This is a genomic window from Arthrobacter sp. TmtSoilC48 (assembly GCF_059739425.1).
Map to the genome: position 1 here is coordinate 3,910,068 of NZ_AP046049.1, position 16,431 is coordinate 3,926,498.

The 16,431-nt window shown below is 63.3% G+C and carries 15 protein-coding genes; all 15 read right to left on the bottom strand.

The window, feature by feature from the left end:
- Window positions 1-6: 6 nt before the first annotated feature.
- Window positions 7-1,470, bottom strand: a complete 1,464-nt coding sequence (locus tag AC6I97_RS18005) for an NAD(P)/FAD-dependent oxidoreductase (RefSeq protein WP_224166808.1) — start codon at window positions 1,468-1,470, stop codon at window positions 7-9.
- Between the two features lie 38 nt (window positions 1,471-1,508).
- Complete coding sequence (locus tag AC6I97_RS18010) at window positions 1,509-2,882, bottom strand: S8 family serine peptidase (protein WP_497945744.1); 1,374 nt, start codon at window positions 2,880-2,882, stop codon at window positions 1,509-1,511.
- Window positions 2,879-3,835 carry a Ppx/GppA phosphatase family protein gene (locus AC6I97_RS18015; protein ID WP_497945746.1) on the bottom strand — a complete coding sequence of 319 codons (957 nt, stop codon included), beginning with the start codon at window positions 3,833-3,835 and terminating at the stop codon, window positions 2,879-2,881. Before AC6I97_RS18015 ends, AC6I97_RS18010 begins: the two co-directional genes overlap by 4 nt.
- On the bottom strand, window positions 3,832-4,515 hold the full coding sequence (locus AC6I97_RS18020; protein WP_497945747.1) for a DUF501 domain-containing protein: 684 nt from the start codon (window positions 4,513-4,515) through the stop codon (window positions 3,832-3,834). The genes AC6I97_RS18015 and AC6I97_RS18020 overlap by 4 nt, the downstream gene beginning before the upstream one ends.
- Window positions 4,516-4,584: 69 nt before the next feature.
- Window positions 4,585-5,373 (bottom strand): FtsB family cell division protein, encoded by a 789-nt coding sequence (locus AC6I97_RS18025; RefSeq protein WP_497945750.1) that lies wholly within the window; start codon window positions 5,371-5,373, stop codon window positions 4,585-4,587.
- A gap of 180 nt (window positions 5,374-5,553) precedes the next feature.
- Window positions 5,554-6,834 carry a phosphopyruvate hydratase gene (eno, locus tag AC6I97_RS18030; RefSeq protein WP_216924896.1) on the bottom strand — a complete coding sequence of 427 codons (1,281 nt, stop codon included), beginning with the start codon at window positions 6,832-6,834 and terminating at the stop codon, window positions 5,554-5,556.
- 116 nt (window positions 6,835-6,950) lie between these two features.
- Window positions 6,951-7,649, bottom strand: coding sequence for a MazG nucleotide pyrophosphohydrolase domain-containing protein (locus AC6I97_RS18035; RefSeq protein WP_497945753.1), 699 nt, complete (start codon window positions 7,647-7,649; stop codon window positions 6,951-6,953).
- The gene (locus tag AC6I97_RS18040) at window positions 7,627-8,769 is read right to left on the bottom strand and encodes an adenosine deaminase (protein WP_224166802.1); all 1,143 of its coding nucleotides are present in this window, start codon (window positions 8,767-8,769) and stop codon (window positions 7,627-7,629) included. The genes AC6I97_RS18035 and AC6I97_RS18040 overlap by 23 nt, the downstream gene beginning before the upstream one ends.
- A gap of 28 nt (window positions 8,770-8,797) precedes the next feature.
- Window positions 8,798-9,505, bottom strand: coding sequence for a DedA family protein (locus AC6I97_RS18045; protein WP_497947181.1), 708 nt, complete (start codon window positions 9,503-9,505; stop codon window positions 8,798-8,800).
- A 193-nt stretch (window positions 9,506-9,698) separates the two neighbouring features.
- The gene (locus AC6I97_RS18050) at window positions 9,699-10,367 is read right to left on the bottom strand and encodes a DedA family protein (RefSeq protein ID WP_309931629.1); all 669 of its coding nucleotides are present in this window, start codon (window positions 10,365-10,367) and stop codon (window positions 9,699-9,701) included.
- 11 nt (window positions 10,368-10,378) lie between these two features.
- Entirely contained in the window at window positions 10,379-11,689 is a 1,311-nt protein-coding gene (locus tag AC6I97_RS18055) for a thymidine phosphorylase (RefSeq protein WP_497945757.1), read from the bottom strand.
- The gene (locus AC6I97_RS18060; protein WP_224091549.1) at window positions 11,686-12,099 is read right to left on the bottom strand and encodes a cytidine deaminase; all 414 of its coding nucleotides are present in this window, start codon (window positions 12,097-12,099) and stop codon (window positions 11,686-11,688) included. The genes AC6I97_RS18055 and AC6I97_RS18060 overlap by 4 nt, the downstream gene beginning before the upstream one ends.
- Before the next feature lie 2 nt (window positions 12,100-12,101).
- The gene (locus tag AC6I97_RS18065; RefSeq protein WP_497945760.1) at window positions 12,102-13,391 is read right to left on the bottom strand and encodes an ABC transporter permease; all 1,290 of its coding nucleotides are present in this window, start codon (window positions 13,389-13,391) and stop codon (window positions 12,102-12,104) included.
- Window positions 13,388-14,749, bottom strand: coding sequence for an ABC transporter permease (locus AC6I97_RS18070; protein WP_497945764.1), 1,362 nt, complete (start codon window positions 14,747-14,749; stop codon window positions 13,388-13,390). Before AC6I97_RS18070 ends, AC6I97_RS18065 begins: the two co-directional genes overlap by 4 nt.
- A complete protein-coding gene (locus AC6I97_RS18075) occupies window positions 14,739-16,259 on the bottom strand; it encodes an ABC transporter ATP-binding protein (RefSeq protein WP_497945766.1) in 1,521 nt (506 codons plus the stop codon). The genes AC6I97_RS18070 and AC6I97_RS18075 overlap by 11 nt, the downstream gene beginning before the upstream one ends.
- Window positions 16,260-16,431: the final 172 nt, after the last annotated feature.

Genomic DNA, 16,431 nt, shown 5'->3' on the forward strand with positions numbered 1-16,431 from the left:
CGTGTACTACTTGGCGTCAGCCGATACCGGAGTCTTGTCCTCGGCAGGCTTTTCCGCAACAGCAGGCGCGGGAGCAGGTGCAGGTGCAGCAGCCGGCTTGGGGGCCGGGGTTGCAGCTGCAACGAATGCGCCACGTGGGTTGTCCAGGTCAATCAGCTGCGTGGTGTCGCGGCCAGCGAAGAAGGCCAGAATCCAGCCGAAGATCACGCGGAACTTGCGCTCAACCGTGGGCATCGCCATTCCGTGGTAGCCACGGTGTGCCAGCCATGCGAGGCCGCCCTTGAGGCCGATGCGGCCGAGCAGGTTGATGTTGGCAACGCCCTTCCACTCGCCGAAGCCGGCAACAGCACCAAGGTTCTTGTGCTTGTAGTCGTGCAGCGGCTTGTCCCAGCGGGAAGCCCACAGGTTCTTGGCGAGCTTCTTTGCCTGGCGGAGCGCATGCTGGGCATTCGGCACACAGGTACCGTCCGGCAGGCCCTTGCCCGTGAGGTCCGGAACAGCGGCGATGTCGCCGGCTGCCCAAGCGTTCTCGACAATGCCTTCGTCGCCGGCAATACGGAGGTCCGGGAGGACGCGGACACGGCCGCGCGGTTCCAGCGGGAAGTCCGTTGAGCGGATCATCGGGTTGGCCTGCACACCGGCAGCCCACACGAGGGTGTCAGCTTCGACTTCACCGGCGGACGTCTTGTCCGGGAGGTTGATCAGCTTGAGGTTGCCCTCTGCGCTGTCCAGGGAGGTGTTGAGGAGGACCTCGATATCGCGGCTACGCAGGTGCTCTACGACCCACTCGGCCTGGGATGCGGTGACCTCGGGCATGATGCGGCCCATGGCTTCGACGAGGATGAAGCGGACTTCTTCCTGGCGGACACGCGGGTTGTTCTTGACCGCTGCGCGGGCGAGGTCTTCCATTTCGGTGAGGCATTCGATGCCTGCAAAACCGCCACCGACAACCACGAAGGTGAGGGCCTTGGCGCGCTCTGCGGGGTCCGTCATGGTGGAAGCGGCTTCGATGCGCTCCAGCACCTTGTTGCGAAGTGCTACGGCTTCCTCAATGGTCTTCAGGCCGATGCCCTTGTCGGCGAGGCCCTTGATGGGGAACGTGCGGGTGATGGCACCGGCTGCGATGACGACGTCGAAGTACGGAACCTCGAACGGAGCTTCACCATTGGCAGGAGCCACGACCGCAGTGCGGTTTGCGTGGTCGATGCTGGTGACGCGGCCCTGGATGAGTTCGGTCTGCTTGAGGTGCTGACGGTGGGAGACGACGGCGTGGCGTGCCTCGATGTTGCCACCAGCGACCTCGGGGAGGAACGGCTGGTACGTCATGTAGGGCAGTGGATCTACGACGGTGACGATGCCACCTGCATTCGCGATCTTCTTCTGCAGTTTAAGGGCTACGTACAGGCCGACGTAGCCGCCGCCGACGACGAGAACCCGGGGACGGTCAATGAGCTCTGGGGTGGTTGCCATGAAACCAGAGTACAGCACTTTGTGAAAATCTTCACTAGCTACTTCCGGGTGGGTGGATCCACCGCTTCCAGCGTTCCAGTTTCTGCCTCTTCCCCGGCAGTGGAAGGGTTCTTGGCGACCCTGCGCAGCTGAATGGATGCGCCCACGATGATCACTGCGAAAATGCCGCCGAATCCGAGTACGACAGCGGCCGGAAGGGCATCATCCACTTGTGCAGGAGTGGCGGCGACAGGAACCGTCGGATCTGCCAAGGTGGGTGCAGCGCTTGTAGGACTGGCCACAGGGGCCTCGGAGGGCGTACTGAAGTCACCTCGCCGGTGGACGCGGATCCAGTCCGCGATCGAGCCGAGCGGATTGGTGCTTGTTGTCTCTACCTGATCCTTCAGCGCTGCCTCTGCGTTGAGCACGCCGTAGCCGTAAAGGGGGTCCTTGCCCGGGGCACCGGCATCCTTGGCCGTGCTCACAATCCTGTTGATGACCTGCTTCGCGCTCATGTCAGGCCACTTGGACCGGATGAGCGCAGCCACGCCGGAAACGATGGGCGCGGACCCGGACGTTCCAGCCCATTGCGCGTATCCGCCCCCGGGAAGGCCTCCCAACAGATTTTCTGCCGGTGCTGCAACGCCAATGCTGATCCCCTGGGAGGAGGAGTCGACGCTGGCCCGGCCATCGCCGTCGAGCCCTGCCACGGTGAGCACGCCGGGAATGGTGGCAGGAGCGCCAACCTGCACGTTGCCACCCACCCGGTTGCCCGCGGCGGCGACGATCACCACATCCTTTTGCTCGGCATACAGGAAGGCGGCATCCCAACTTTGAGGCCAAACCGGTGAGGTGCTGCCCAGGGAAATATTGATGACCTTCGCGCCATTGTCCACGGCCCAGCGCACGGCGTCCGGAATCTGTTCCTGGTCCGTCTTGCCTCCCGGATTAGGTGACCCCAGCCAGGTGGACACTGCCAGGATCTCCGCTTCAGGCGCGACGCCGATGATCCCGTCCGGTCCCCCGGCAGGAGGAACCGTCGGTGAGGCTGAGGGCGACGGGGAAGCTGTGGGCGTGGTGTGGCCGCGCCCGGCAAGCATGGTGGCCACAAGGGTTCCGTGCTCTGTCTTGGCGCCTATGCTTTTCTGTCCGTTGGGCGCCCCGGCTCCGGAAACGTCCGTTCCGCCCACGACGACGCCCTTGAGGTCAGGGTGGTTCCCGTCAACGCCGCTATCGATGATGGCGACCTTGACTCCTGCACCCTTGGAGACCTGCCAGGCATTCGTGATTCCCGATTCCTTGAGCCAGTACTCCTTGTCCCGCCAGGCGTCCGCCATCGCTGCCGGTGCAGTCAACAGCGCACCCGCCAACGCTCCCCCGGCCAGCATCGTGGCCAGGGCAGCAGAAAGCAGGCGGTGGCATCGCAGGGTCATGCGGAGTCCCGGATACTCAGGGCAATCCCGTCCAGGATGTCGTGCTCGCTCGAAATTGCACCGCCGATGGCACCGTTGCCCACGGCAGCAAGCCTTTCCAGGATGCGCCGCCACACCAGGGCTCCAGCTCCAATAACGTCCACGCGGCCCGGGTGCATGTAGGGAAGGACCGCCCGCTCGTCGCGGGTCATCTCCAGCAGGCTGGTGCACGCGTCGCTGATGGTTTCAATGTCCAGGTAGGCGCCGTGGATCCGGTCCGGCTGATATTCGCTGAGGCCCAGGGCGTGCGCAGTGATGGTGGTGATGGAACCCGCGACGCCAACCACGGCTGTGGCACGGTCCAACGGGACTGTCTGAGCGGCGAGGTCGAGTGCGGCGTCGACGTCGGCCTCTGCCGCTGCAATTTGCGCCGCCGTAGGCGGGTCGCTGCGAAGGTGCCGTTCGGTCAACCGTACACAGCCAATGTCCACCGAACGCGCAGCAATCACGCCATGGGCATCGCCGAGGACGAATTCGGTGCTGCCACCGCCCAGGTCAACCACCAGCACGGCGTCATCCCCCGTTACCGGCAAAACACTGCTTGCCCCTGCGAAGGACAGCGCAGCTTCCTCATCACCCGAGATAACTTCAGGCTCCACACCCAGAAGCTCACGGATCCCGTCAACGAAAACCTGGCGGTTCCTGGCGTCGCGGGTGGCCGAGGTGGCGGCAAAGCGCACGCGCGTGGCACCGTGTTCGCGGATAAGCGCTGCATAGTCCGCTGTGGCGGAGAAGGTGCGTTCCAAGGCCTCGGGAGCAAGTTCTCCGGTGGCATCCACGCCCTGGCCAAGCCGCACCACACGCATTTCACGCACGACGTCGGTCAGCGGCCCGGGTGCCCCGTTCGCCGAGGCATCGGCAATGAGGAGACGGATGGAGTTGGTTCCGCAGTCAATGGCAGCAACGCGGCTCATGCGTCCTCCACCACTTCGCTGACGGACCCGGCCTTGGGTTTACGGACCGGTGCCAGGCGACCCACGATGTCAGGCAAACCTTGAGGACCATGACGGCTCAGATCCCTCGAGGGCGCCTCGCCCGCAGTGTCCCAGGCGCCATCGCAGTAGCAACGATCCTTGGTCCACCACTCCGAAATTGCTTCCAGGGCCTCATCGCCCAGCGGGTTGACCCCGGGACCGACAGCCAGCGAGTGGCCAACCAGGACGTGCAAGCACTTGACGCGGGTGGGCATGCCGCCAGCGGAGATCCCGTCGATTTCCGGCACGGCACCGGTCCCGGAACGTCCAGCGATCTCGTTGCGCGCCTGCAGGTAGGCCTCGTGGGCACCTTGGTAGGCATCCGCAAGTTCCTGGTCCGCGGTAAGCCGATCATTCATCTCGTTCATCAGCCCGCCCGCTTCCAGGCGCGACACAGCGGACGTGATGACCGGGTGGGTCAAGTAGAACGTCGTGGGAAATGGTGTCCCGTTGCTGAGCCGGGGCGCCGTGGCCGCCACGAGCGGATTCCCACATACGCAGCGTGCGGGAATCTCCACCACGTCCCGCACCGGCCTGCCCAGCTGGCGGCTGAGGACATCGAGGTCGTGTGCTGATGGCTGGCGGGATTCCTGCGGCATGGCTGCCGTGTTCTCTTCCACTTGCGCTGCCAACCTTCCTGCCCTTTTGGCCATGTCCCGGAAGGAACACGACGGCGGCGGGCACCGCGTCTAGTCTGTTGCCGATCGTCTGATTGACTCCCAGAGCGCATCCACCCAGGGCAGGTTTGCCGGGTTTGCGGATGAGCCGGAGCCGGTGCGGCCCCCAGGGGTACCGGCGGCTTCTTCCCCGCCAAATACCCAGTAACCCGTTTCACCCGGCATAACCATGTTAATGCGGTCGCGGGCCTGCTGTTTCACGTAGTTGGGATCCTGCCACCGGGAAAGCTGCTTGTTCAGCTCCGCCTGCTCTGCCTGTTTGCTGGCGATCTCGGCCTCCAACGCTGAGATTTCGGCCCGTTTCTCCAGGAAAATCCGGACCGTGGGCGCCAGCATGATGGTGATGGCAATCATGACGACGGCCAGCGCGAGCATCCTGCCCGAGAACGCCTTGGCCGGTACGGGATCGAGGTCCTGGGCATCACCGGCACTGTTGCCGGAGGCCTTGCTTGAAGCTTTCGTGGACGCGGCGGGGCTCGTCCTGGTGGCTGGGCTCTTGCCGCTGCCCGTGGTTTTGGTGGCTGGGCTCTTGCCGCTGCCCGGGGTTTTGGGAGCCCGGGTTTTTCTGGCGGCCGTTGCCGGCGTCGAGGATTCCGCAGGGGCGCGGGAGGCGCCGAACTCTGCCTCGATGACGTCCCCGTCGGCATGGCCTGCACTGTTTGGCTTGCCTGCCGTAGCGGGCCGTGCCGGGCCGTTGGCCGTGCCTGCGCTGTTTGGCCTTCCTGCGCTGTTCGGCCTTCCTGCGCTGTTTGGCCTTCCGAGGGCGTCGGCCCTGGGAACCTTTGGACGACGGGTGGCCATGACACTCCTGTAATGCCCGGTGCTTGCCTGGCTGGTTGCTGCGCTTGCCCTGCGCGTAACGTACGTGTGGGGAACTTGCGTAGGTCCTGCTGTGCCCGCGGCTCCGCAGGCAAGCGTTAAACAGAACCGGTGGCTATGGTCTTTCCACCATAGCCACCGGTCAGCTGTTTTCGCGGAATGCTAGCCCTTGAAACGCGGGAACGCGCTGCGGCCGGCGTAGCGTGCGGCGTCGTCGAGTTCTTCTTCGATGCGCAGGAGCTGGTTGTACTTTGCGACGCGCTCGGAGCGGGCCGGGGCACCGGTCTTGATCTGGCCCGCGTTGGTGGCAACGGCGATGTCAGCAATGGTGGTGTCCTCGGTTTCGCCGGAGCGGTGCGAGGTGATGGTGGTGTAACCGGAACGCTGGGCCAGGGAAACGGCGTCCAGGGTCTCGGTCAGGGAACCGATCTGGTTGACCTTGACCAGCAGGGAGTTGGCCGTGGCGGCGCTGATTCCCTGCTGCAGGCGGACCGGGTTGGTGACGAAGAGGTCATCGCCAACAAGCTGGACCTTGTCACCGATGGTGTCGGTGAGGGTCTTCCAGCCTTCCCAGTCGTTCTCGTCCAGCGGGTCTTCAATGGAGACCAGCGGGTAGTCTGCAACGAGCTCGGCGTAGTAGGCGCTCATTTCCGAGGCGGTCAGTGCCTTGCCTTCGAACTGGTATGCACCGTCCTTGTAGAACTCGGAGGATGCTACGTCCAGGGCAAGGGCGATGTCCGTGCCCGGGGTGTAGCCGGCGTTCTTGATGGCTTCCTGGATCAGGTCCAGTGCAGCGCGGTTGGACGGCAGGTTGGGGGCAAAGCCACCTTCGTCGCCGAGGCCCGTGGAGAGGCCCTTTTCCTGAAGGACAGCCTTGAGGTTGTGGTACACCTCAACGCCCCAGCGGAGGCCTTCGGAGAAGGTCTCGGCACCGATCGGGGCGATCATGAATTCCTGGATGTCAACATCGGAGTCGGCGTGCGAGCCACCGTTGAGGATGTTCATCAGCGGAACCGGCAGGACGTGTGCGTTCGGGCCACCGAGGTACTTGTACAGCGGCAGGTCCGAGGAAGCAGCGGCTGCGTTGGCAACGGCCAGGGAAACACCCAAGATGGCGTTGGCGCCGAGCTTGCTCTTGTTCGGGGTGCCGTCGAGGTCGATCATGGCCTGGTCGATGCTGCGCTGGTCCGTTGCGTCGAAACCAATGAGTGCCGGCGAGATCTCGTCGATGACCGCGTCAACGGCCTTCTGGACACCCTTGCCGAGGTAACGGCCCTTGTCGCCGTCGCGGAGTTCAACAGCTTCGTGTTCGCCGGTGGAGGCGCCGGAGGGAACTGCTGCGCGGCCGATCTGGCCGTCGGAAAGCAGGACCTCAACTTCTACGGTCGGGTTTCCGCGGGAATCAAGGATTTCGCGGGCGTGGATGGCATCGATAAGCGCCATGGATGTGCTCCTTATGGGCAAATTACAGGAATGTGGAGGGAAATTCTCAACGTCCTCGTCGCTACTAGCGTAGTCGAGAGTGGCTTAGGTTACGGAACGGGTTCAAACTCCTCACGTCATGAAGGCCGGGCCTTCCCGTTCTGAAACGATCGAACTGCTGCGCGGAGGGCACGCTCGGCGTCGAGCCCTTGCTCCCGGGCGCCGGCAACGACGGCGAGCAACAGCTCACCGAGCGCCTCTTCCGAGTCTGGAACCGCAGGAAGCCCGACGGCGGTTGCCCGGCTTTGGGCGTCGACCGACAGACCCGCACGGGCAGCACGGTCCAGGGATTTTTGCGCCCCTGCCAAGGCAGGCAAGTGCGGTGGAATTCCCTCGAACGGATCGGCACCGCCGGGCTTCTCGGAACGCTTCACGGCATCCCACTTCAGGATGATTTCCTCGACCGTCGCCGGGAACGTGGCCTGCAGCGAACCGTCCGGCTTGAAGACGTGTGGATTGCGGCGGACCATCTTCGCGTTGATGCCGCGGGCCACAGCATCAAAGTCGAAGCTGCCGCGCTCCTCGGCAAGCCGGGCATGCAGCACCACTTGAAGCAGTACGTCGCCCAGCTCGCCGCGAAGCTCCTCGTCCCTGGCGGGCGAATCCCCGGCCTCAATCGAGTCCACAACCTCGTAAGCTTCCTCGATCAGGTACTCCACCAGGGACTCATGCGTCAGCGCACCCATCCAAGGGCAATGCTCGCGCAATGAGGCTATGGTCCGGATCAGCTCCGAAATGCCGTTGCCGGACTCCTTAGCCGAGGTTGGCGTAGGCATCGTTGATGTACTCGACCAAAGCTTCACGCTCGTCCAATGGTAGGAAGGCGGCCTCTGCGGCGTTGAGCGTCAGTTCGAGCAAATCATCGAGGTCGTAGTCGAAGGTCTCCACCAGGAGCTCGAACTCGTCCGTCAACGTGACACCGCTCATGAGCCTGTTGTCCGTGTTGATGGTGACGTTGAAACCGAGCTGGAAAAGCATGTCCAACGGGTGGCTCTCGATGCCTTCGCCGAAGCTGGAGATAGCACCGGTCTGGAGGTTCGATGACGGGCAGATTTCCAGGGCGATTCCGCGGTCGCGCACCCAGGCGGCCACGCCGCCGAGTGTCACCATGCCGATGGTGTCCTCGCCGTCGTCGTCGGAGTTGTCCTCAAACTCCACCGCGATGTCCTCGGCAATACGCACCCCGTGCCCAAGCCGCAAAGCCCGTCCGTCCACGAGCGCCGACTGGATGCTGTCCAGGCCTGCGGCCTCACCGGCGTGGACCGTGGCCGGGAAGTTGTTCTCGGCAAGGTAGGTGAAGGCGTCCTTGAACCGTGAGGGCAGGAAGCCGTCCTCGGCCCCCGCGATGTCGAAACCGACAACGCCGTTGGCGCGGTGTCGAACAGCCAGCTCCGCGATTTCCTGGCCGCGGTCAGCGTGGCGCATCGCAGTGATGAGTTGCCCGACCTGGATCTGCTGGCCGCGTTCTTCAGCCGCATCCACGCCGGCTTCGAGGCCATCCTGGACCGCTTCCACCACTTCATCCAGGGTCAGGCCCTTCTGCAGGTGCTGTTCGGGGGCCCACCGGACTTCACCGTAGACGACGCCGTCCTCGGCGAGGTCTTCCACGAATTCCTTGGCGACCCGGAACAAGCCCTCCTTGGTCTGCATCACGGCAATCGTGTGGTCGAACGTTTCCAGGTACCGCACCAGCGAACCGGAGTCCGCGGATTCCCGGAACCATTGGCCCAAGGCAACAGGATCAGTGGAAGGCAGCGTGTGGCCGACGGCGTGCGCCAGTTCAATGATGGTTGCAGGCCGCAGTCCCCCGTCCAAGTGGTCATGGAGGGAAACCTTGGGAAGGCTCTTCAAATCGAAGTCGAGGGCAGGGGCAGCGTCAACAATGGGCTCAGTCACGTACTAACTGTAGGGGGACCGCAGGTGCTTAGCCAGCAGGCTTGGAGAGGTCGACGCCGGCGGCCGCCTTTGGGGTCATCTCCTGCGGGTTCGTCGTGGGCGCCATCGCAGTTGCCGCAGCGGCGGCAGCCTGATCCTTCTTCTCCAGGTCCTTCTTTTCCAGGTACTTGTGCCACCAGCGAAGGACGTGGTCCACGACAATGCCCAGGATCACCGCGAACGCCACTGCAATGCCCACGCCAAGCAGCGGGTTGTTGTGCACCCATTGCCCTGCGAGGAGTCCGATGCCGATGGAGTAGCAAACCCAGGTGACGCAGGCAAAGGCATCCAGGAAGAAGAATGTCCTGTGACGGAATCCCGTCTGTCCGGCAACGTAGTTCACAGCCACACGTCCCCAGGGAATATACCGGGCCGTGAAGATCAGGACAGCCCCACGTTTGTCGAGCTCATACTGGGCCCAGGCGAACATCTTCCGGACCTTGGGGCGCCGCATCCACTTCCAACGGTTCAAGCCAATTTTGCGGCCCAGCATGTAGGCCATGTTGTCGCCTGCCATGGCACCCACCAATGCGGTGCCGCCGAGGATCCACAGGTTGGGCTGTCCATTGTGGAGGGACAGTGCCGAGAGGCCAACGATGGCTGTTTCGCTGGGAAGGATGGTGGCAAATCCGTCAATGAAGAAGAAGACCAGAAGGACCGGATAAATCCAGGGCTGCCCTGCTGCATGCTCGAGCATTTGGTTCAAAAACTCCACGCGGCGGTAGCTCCTAGGCGAATATGACTTGACACTGTGACGGAAGTCGCTCTTAGTGTCCCATGGCCGGGACGTCGTTCGCTACGCCCCAGCCTCGGGATCACTGACTTAACGCTACTCGTGGACCCCGCGTTCCGGCCTCAGCCGCCGGACTGATCGTCCGGCGTCGTCCGTGTCATACCGTGGGTGGAGGCGGCGCTTCTTCCCCAGCGACATTCGTGCCTTCGGCGATGTTCTTGCGGTCCAGCGGAACCGATCCCCGGACCTTGCTGATGATGCGGTCGATGATGATTCCCAGGATCACCGCCACCACAATCGCAATCGCGGCACCCAATAGATGGTTGTGCTCGAACCAGACCCCGAAGAAGTACCCCAGAACCACCGAATAGCTGGCCCACAGGATGGCCGACATTGCGGTGAGCCCAATAAAGCGGCGGTGGTTGAAATGCGTGGCACCGGCCGTCAGGTTGACCGCCACCCGTCCGATCGGAATGAAGCGCGCCACCATGATGAGTGAGGCCGAACGCCGTCGAAGTTCCTTGCCGGCCCAGCGGAACGCGCCTTGCATGCGCTGGGTGCGCATCCAGCGCCAACGCTGGATCCCGATGCGGTGGCCGATCAAGTAGGCAATATTGTCGCCTGAGAAAGCGCCAATTGCAGCCACCACACCGAGCAGCCACACGTTGGGTGAGCCTCCGCCGCCGGAGACCGCACTCAAGCCGACCACCACTGACTCGCTGGGAATCGGTGGGAAGAAACCGTCGATCAGACAGCAGGCCAACACAAGGAACAACACCCACGGCTGCCCGGCCGCGGCGAGGATGAAATCGTTGATGGCCTGCACAGGATCTAAGCCTAGGCGATCCTGTCGATGATCAGCTGATGGGCCGGTCTCGAGCCCTCAGGCGCAATCACCACGGCGTCCTGCAGTGCTTCCTTGGCCCTGTCAAACTTTTCAGGAGTGTCCGTCAACAGGGTCATCAACGGTTCGCCGGCCCTGACCAGCGCGCCCGGTTTGGCGTGCAGCCGTACACCGGCTCCGGCCTGGACTTTGTCCTCCTTGCGGGCCCGGCCGGCTCCGAGGCGCCACGCCGCAACGCCAACGGAGAGGGCATCGAGCTCCACCAGGACACCGTCGGCCGGGGCGTAGACAACCTCGGATTCCTTCGCCACCGGCAACGCAGCGCGCGGATCGCCACCCTGTGCTTCGATCATCCGGTTCCAGACATCCATGGCGCGCCCATTCTTGAGGGCAGCCGCAGGATCGGCGTCGTGAATGCCGGCCCCGGCCAGCATCTCCTCGGCCAGGCGGACAGTCAGTTCGACGACGTCTTCCGGACCGCCACCCGCAAGCACCTCCACGGATTCCTCCACCTCGATAGCGTTGCCTGCTGTCAGGCCCAGCGGCGTGGACATATCGGTCATCAGTGCCACTGTGTGAACACCCGCGTCCTTCCCCAAGGCCACCATGGTCTCCGCCAGCTCACGTGCCCGCGCCTCATCCTTCATGAACGCACCGGATCCCACCTTCACGTCAAGCACGAGCGAGCCCGTGCCTTCCGCGATCTTCTTGCTCATGATCGAAGATGCGATCAGCGGGATTGCCTCGACGGTTCCCGTGACATCGCGCAGGGCGTAGAGCTTCTTGTCAGCCGGTGCCAGACCCGATCCGGCAGCACAAATCACCGCTCCCACATCCTGGAGCTGGGCCATGATCTCCTCATTGCTCAAGTTCGCGCGCCACCCGGGGATCGCTTCGAGCTTGTCCAAGGTGCCGCCCGTGTGGCCGAGCCCGCGGCCGGACAGCTGCGGAACGGCGACGCCGAAAACTGCCACCAGCGGAGCCAATGGCAGGGTGATCTTGTCCCCTACCCCACCGGTGGAGTGCTTATCGCTGGTAGGTTTCCGGCCGCCGTCGGGCGTTGTCAGCGCGGAAAAGTCCATCCGCTCCCCCGAGGCGATCATCGCCGAAGTCCAGCGGGAGATTTCCTCACGGTTCATGCCGTTGAGCAGGATCGCCATGTTCAACGCCGCCATCTGCTCCTCGGCAATCACGCCGCGTGTGTAGGCATCGATGGTCCAGTCGATCTGTTCCGGTGTGAGCGTGCCTTTGTCGCGTTTGATGGAAATGATCTGAACGGCGTCGAAGGCTTCGGTGCTTCTCACGTGCTTTCCTCCAGGTTTTCGGGACCAAAGGCGTCAGGCAGCACCTGGTCCATGGACTTGATTCCCTGCGTCGTCATGAGCTGCATGCCGGGCGCCCGGAATTCGTAGAGCAACTGCCGGCAACGCCCGCACGGCATGAGGACGTTCCCTTCGCCATCGACGCAGTAGAAAGCCGCTATTCTGCCTCCACCGGTCATGTGGAGCTGGCCCACCAACGCGCACTCAGCGCAGAGCGTCAGTCCATAGCTGGCGTTCTCCACGTTGCAGCCGCTGACAATCCGGCCGTCCTCGGTGAGGGCCGCAGCCCCCACCGGGAACTTGGAATACGGGGCATAGGCCCGCTCCATGGCCTGTACTGCAGCTTCTTCCAGCGCATGCCAATCGACGCGCCTCTCATGAAGAGTCGGCATCGTCAACCCTTCACGTACGGTATGCCGCTTGCGGCAGGTGGCCGCGACCTACCCACTAAACCAGCGACGGCGAAAATGGTCACCAGGTACGGCAGCATGGCCATGAACTGGCTCGGAACCGGGGTTCCAATGATGCCCAGAATCGATTGCAGGTTGTACGCAAAACCGAACAGCAGGGAGGCGAGGAAGGCTCCGATCGGATTCCACCGTCCGAAGATCAAGGCTGCCAGGGCGATGAAGCCACGGCCACCGGAGATTTCCTTGGTGAACGAGTCGATGGTCACCAGTGTGAACACGGCACCGCCGATGCCGGCGATCGCACCGCCAAGCGTCACGTTCCAGAAACGGGTGGCGTTGACGTTGATGCCCAGGGTGTCCGCAGCCTGCGGGTGCTCGCCGACAGCGCGGACGCGCAGGCCCCAACGGGTCTTGAACAGGCCGAACCAAACTACGGCCACGGCCACATACATCAGGTAGCCCGCGATGGACTGCTTGAACAGGATGGGCCCAATGATGGGAATGTCCGAAAGGAACGGAATCGGCAGGATATCCAGGCGGCCAGGGGTGTTGAACTGCTCCTTGTTGGGAACCATGACGGTGCCGAACAGGAAGCCCGTGAGGCCGGAGACCAGCACATTCAGGACAACGCCCACAATGATTTGGTTGACGAGGTATTTGATGCTGAAGACGGCGAGGACCATGGACACGATTGCGCCGGCGGCTGCGGCAGCAATCAGGCCGACGTACGGGCTGCCGGTCACCGTTGCCACCAAGGCGGCGGTGAAGGCTCCAAAGAGCAACTGGCCTTCAATAGCAATGTTGACCACGCCAACCCGCTCGCACAAGACGCCGGAGAGGGAGCCAAACACCAAGGGAACAGCCAACGTCACCGAACCCGCAACCAGGCCGGCAAGGGAGATTGAGGGCTGGCGCGCACCGGCAACAATCCATACCAGCAAGGCGAAGACGAAGACCACCGCAAACGCGATGGGCAACCACTTGGGTGATCGCTCTCCCCGCGTCCACAGGAAGATGGAGTAAGCGGCCATGGCCAGGAGCACGATGGCCAGGACGATGCCACCTACCTGGCCTGGAATCGCCAGCGCCGGGACGACAAAGGCGTCGCCGGGATCACTGATCTTCATCTCGGCCGTCTGGTCCGGACCCATGAGGCCGAAGAAGACGAGCGCAATGAGAGCCAGGACGCCGAGCGAAACCGGGACCTTCAAGGATGGGCGAAGTCCGGGCAATGCTGTTGCTCCCGCCATGGGGGCGGTGGATGTTGCGCTCACTTGGCACCTCCGGCGGCGTTGGCAAGGGCAGCTTTCCGGGCAGCCCTAGGCGTCTTGGTCTTCTTCTTGGGCTCAAGCCTGAAGATCGACCTGATCAATGGCGGTGCTGCGATGAACAGGACGATCAGCGATTGAACCACCAACACGATGTCGATCGGCGTGCCCGTTTGGATCTGCATCTGGACCGCGCCCGCCCTGAACGCACCGAAGAGCAGGCCCGCGAAGAACGTGCCCCACGGAGTGCTTCGGCCAAGCAGGGCAACCGTGATGGCATCGAAGCCGATCTGGCCCGCTACGCCGCCAGTCAGCACCTTTTCCGTACCGGCCACCTGGGCAACTCCGCCGAAGGCTGCGAGCGCGCCGGCAAAGGCCATCACCAGGATGGTGGCACGGGGTACCTTGACCCCGGCCGTCCGCGCGGCCACGGGGTTGGCGCCGACTGCGCGGAACTCAAAGCCAATGGTGGAGCGGTTCAGCATCCACCACACGCCGTACGTCAGCAGCACCGCTACCAGGAAGCCCAGGTGGAGCCGGGAATCTGGAATGAGCACGGGGTAGGTGGCAGTGTCATCCAGCCGGGGTGAGATGGGGCTGTTGTCCCCCGGTCGCCGGAAAGCCGCGGTGTTCAGGAGGAAGTCCAAAAGGAACAGCGCAACGTAGTTCAGCATGATGGTCACGATGACCTCGTGCGCCCCGGTCCTGGCTTTGAGGATGCCAACTATCGCACCCCAGGCAGCGCCTCCGAGGACGCCCACGATGATGACGAGCAGCAAGTGGAGCCCGAAGGGCAAGTGCCACGTGAAGCCGACATAGGCAGCGAACGTGGCGCTGATGATGATCTGGCCTTGGGCGCCGATGTTGAACAAGCCTGCGCGGAAGGCCAGGGCAACGCCGAGGCCTGCACAGATCAGCGGCGTGGCCACCGTCATGGTTTCAAGCAGGGGCATGAAACCTTGGCGGGGGTTGAAGACCGAGCCCTGGAACAACGCGACGTAGCTCTTTGTCATGGCATTCCACAGCGCCAGCAGGAAGTCCGTTGGCCGCGCGAAGAAGTAACCCGCGCTCTCGGCAACCTTCTTGTCCGTGCTGGCAATGAGCAAACCGCCCAGGAACAGCGCCACGATAACCGCCAGGACGGAGACAAAGCCGCTGCCCGTGACGATCTTGCGCATCGTGCTGCCTTGCTGGTGACTGGTGCCCCCGCTCTGCGAGGACACGGGAACGATGGACGGTTCCAGCGTGCCACCAGCGGTATCGAGTGCGACGTCCGCCGCGCGTACTTCCGAGGCAGATTCCTCGGGAGTCTGGTCCTTACTGGGGGTCTGGTCCTTACTGGGGGTCTGGTCGTTACTCGTCATGGGAGCCTCCTTCCGGGCCAACGCCGGCCATCATCAGGCCGAGCGTGTCGCGGGGAGTTCCGGCAGGGACAATGCCCACGAGCTTCCCCTTGTAAAGCACGGCGATCCTGTCCGCGAGTTCGATCACTTCATCGAGTTCCGTGGAAATGATCATCACCGGTGTTCCCACATCCCGCTCGGCGACTATGCGTTTATGCAGGAATTCGATGGAGCCAACATCCACGCCACGCGTGGGCTGGCTTGCGATGAACAGCCGCAACGGCCGGGATAGCTCGCGCGCCATGACCACTTTTTGCTGGTTGCCACCGGAGAGGGTTCCGGCCGCGGCTCCCGCCGACGGCGTCCGGATGTCAAACTCCTGGATCTTGGCTTCGGCATTTTCTGCCACCTTGGAGGGCTTCATGCTGATGCCGCTGGCAAACGGTGCTTGGTCGTAAAGGTCCAGCACCAGGTTCTCGGCGACAGAAAAGGGACCCACCAAGCCGTCCACTGTGCGGTCTTCCGGGACGAACCCGACGCCGGAGCGCAGCACGTCCTTGACCGGGAGGCCCAGGAGCTGCTTGCCGTCCAGCGTCACGGATCCCGTAACGTGCGGCTGGATACCGAGAATGGCTTCCGTAAGTTCCGTCTGGCCGTTGCCCTGGACACCCGCGACGGCGAGGATCTCGCCTTGGGCGATGTCGAAGCTGATGCCGTCAACCACGTTGGTTCCATTGGGCGCGCGTACTGTCAGGTCCTTCACCACGAACGTGGTTTCCTTGGGCTGGGCGGCGGCTTTGTCCAAGGTCAGGCTAACGGGGCGGCCAACCATCATGGAGGCGAGTTCCGTGGCCGAGGCCGTGGGCGGGGCGTCCCCTACTACCTTGCCGCGGCGGATTACCGTGATGACGTCCGCGACGGCCTTCACTTCGCGAAGCTTGTGCGAAATGAACACAACCGATGTGCCAGCTGCCTTGAGCTGGCGCATGATGTCCAGTAGCTCATCCGTTTCCTGCGGTGTCAGGACTGCTGTGGGTTCATCCAGGATGAGCACCTTGGCCTCCCGGACCAGGGCCTTGATGATCTCGACGCGCTGCTGGACGCCCACGGGCAGGTCCTCCACCAAGGCGTCCGGATCGACGTCGAAGCCGTACTTCTTTGAAATGTCCCGGATTTTCTTCCGGGTTTCATCAATGCTGAGGACGCCGCCGAAGGACGTCGGTTCTGCCCCGAGGGCCACGTTTTCGGCGACAGTGAAGACGGGCACCAGCATGAAATGCTGGTGCACCATGCCGATACCGGCAGCCATGGCATCGCCCGGGCCGCGGAAGTTGACCGTCTTGTCGTCAACGAGGATTTGTCCGGCCGTCGGTTCATAGAGTCCGTACAGCACGTTCATGAGGGTTGATTTTCCGGCGCCGTTTTCGCCGAGGAGGCAATGGATCTGGCCGGATTCGACCACGAGGTCGATGTCTTGGTTGGCGTAGAAGGTCCCGAAGGCTTTCGAGATCCCCTTCAATTCGAGTTTCACAACTCCCACCGTTCTTTGAGTCCGAGGGACGGCTGTACTGCTCAAAGCCATTGGCTTTGAGCAGAAGCCTATTCTTGCGAGGGCCAGCAAGATAGGCGCTGGCGTCCGCAAAATAGGCGCAGGTCAGGGCAAAAACGCGCCGCCAGTACCGGCACTCGGTACTGGCGGCGCG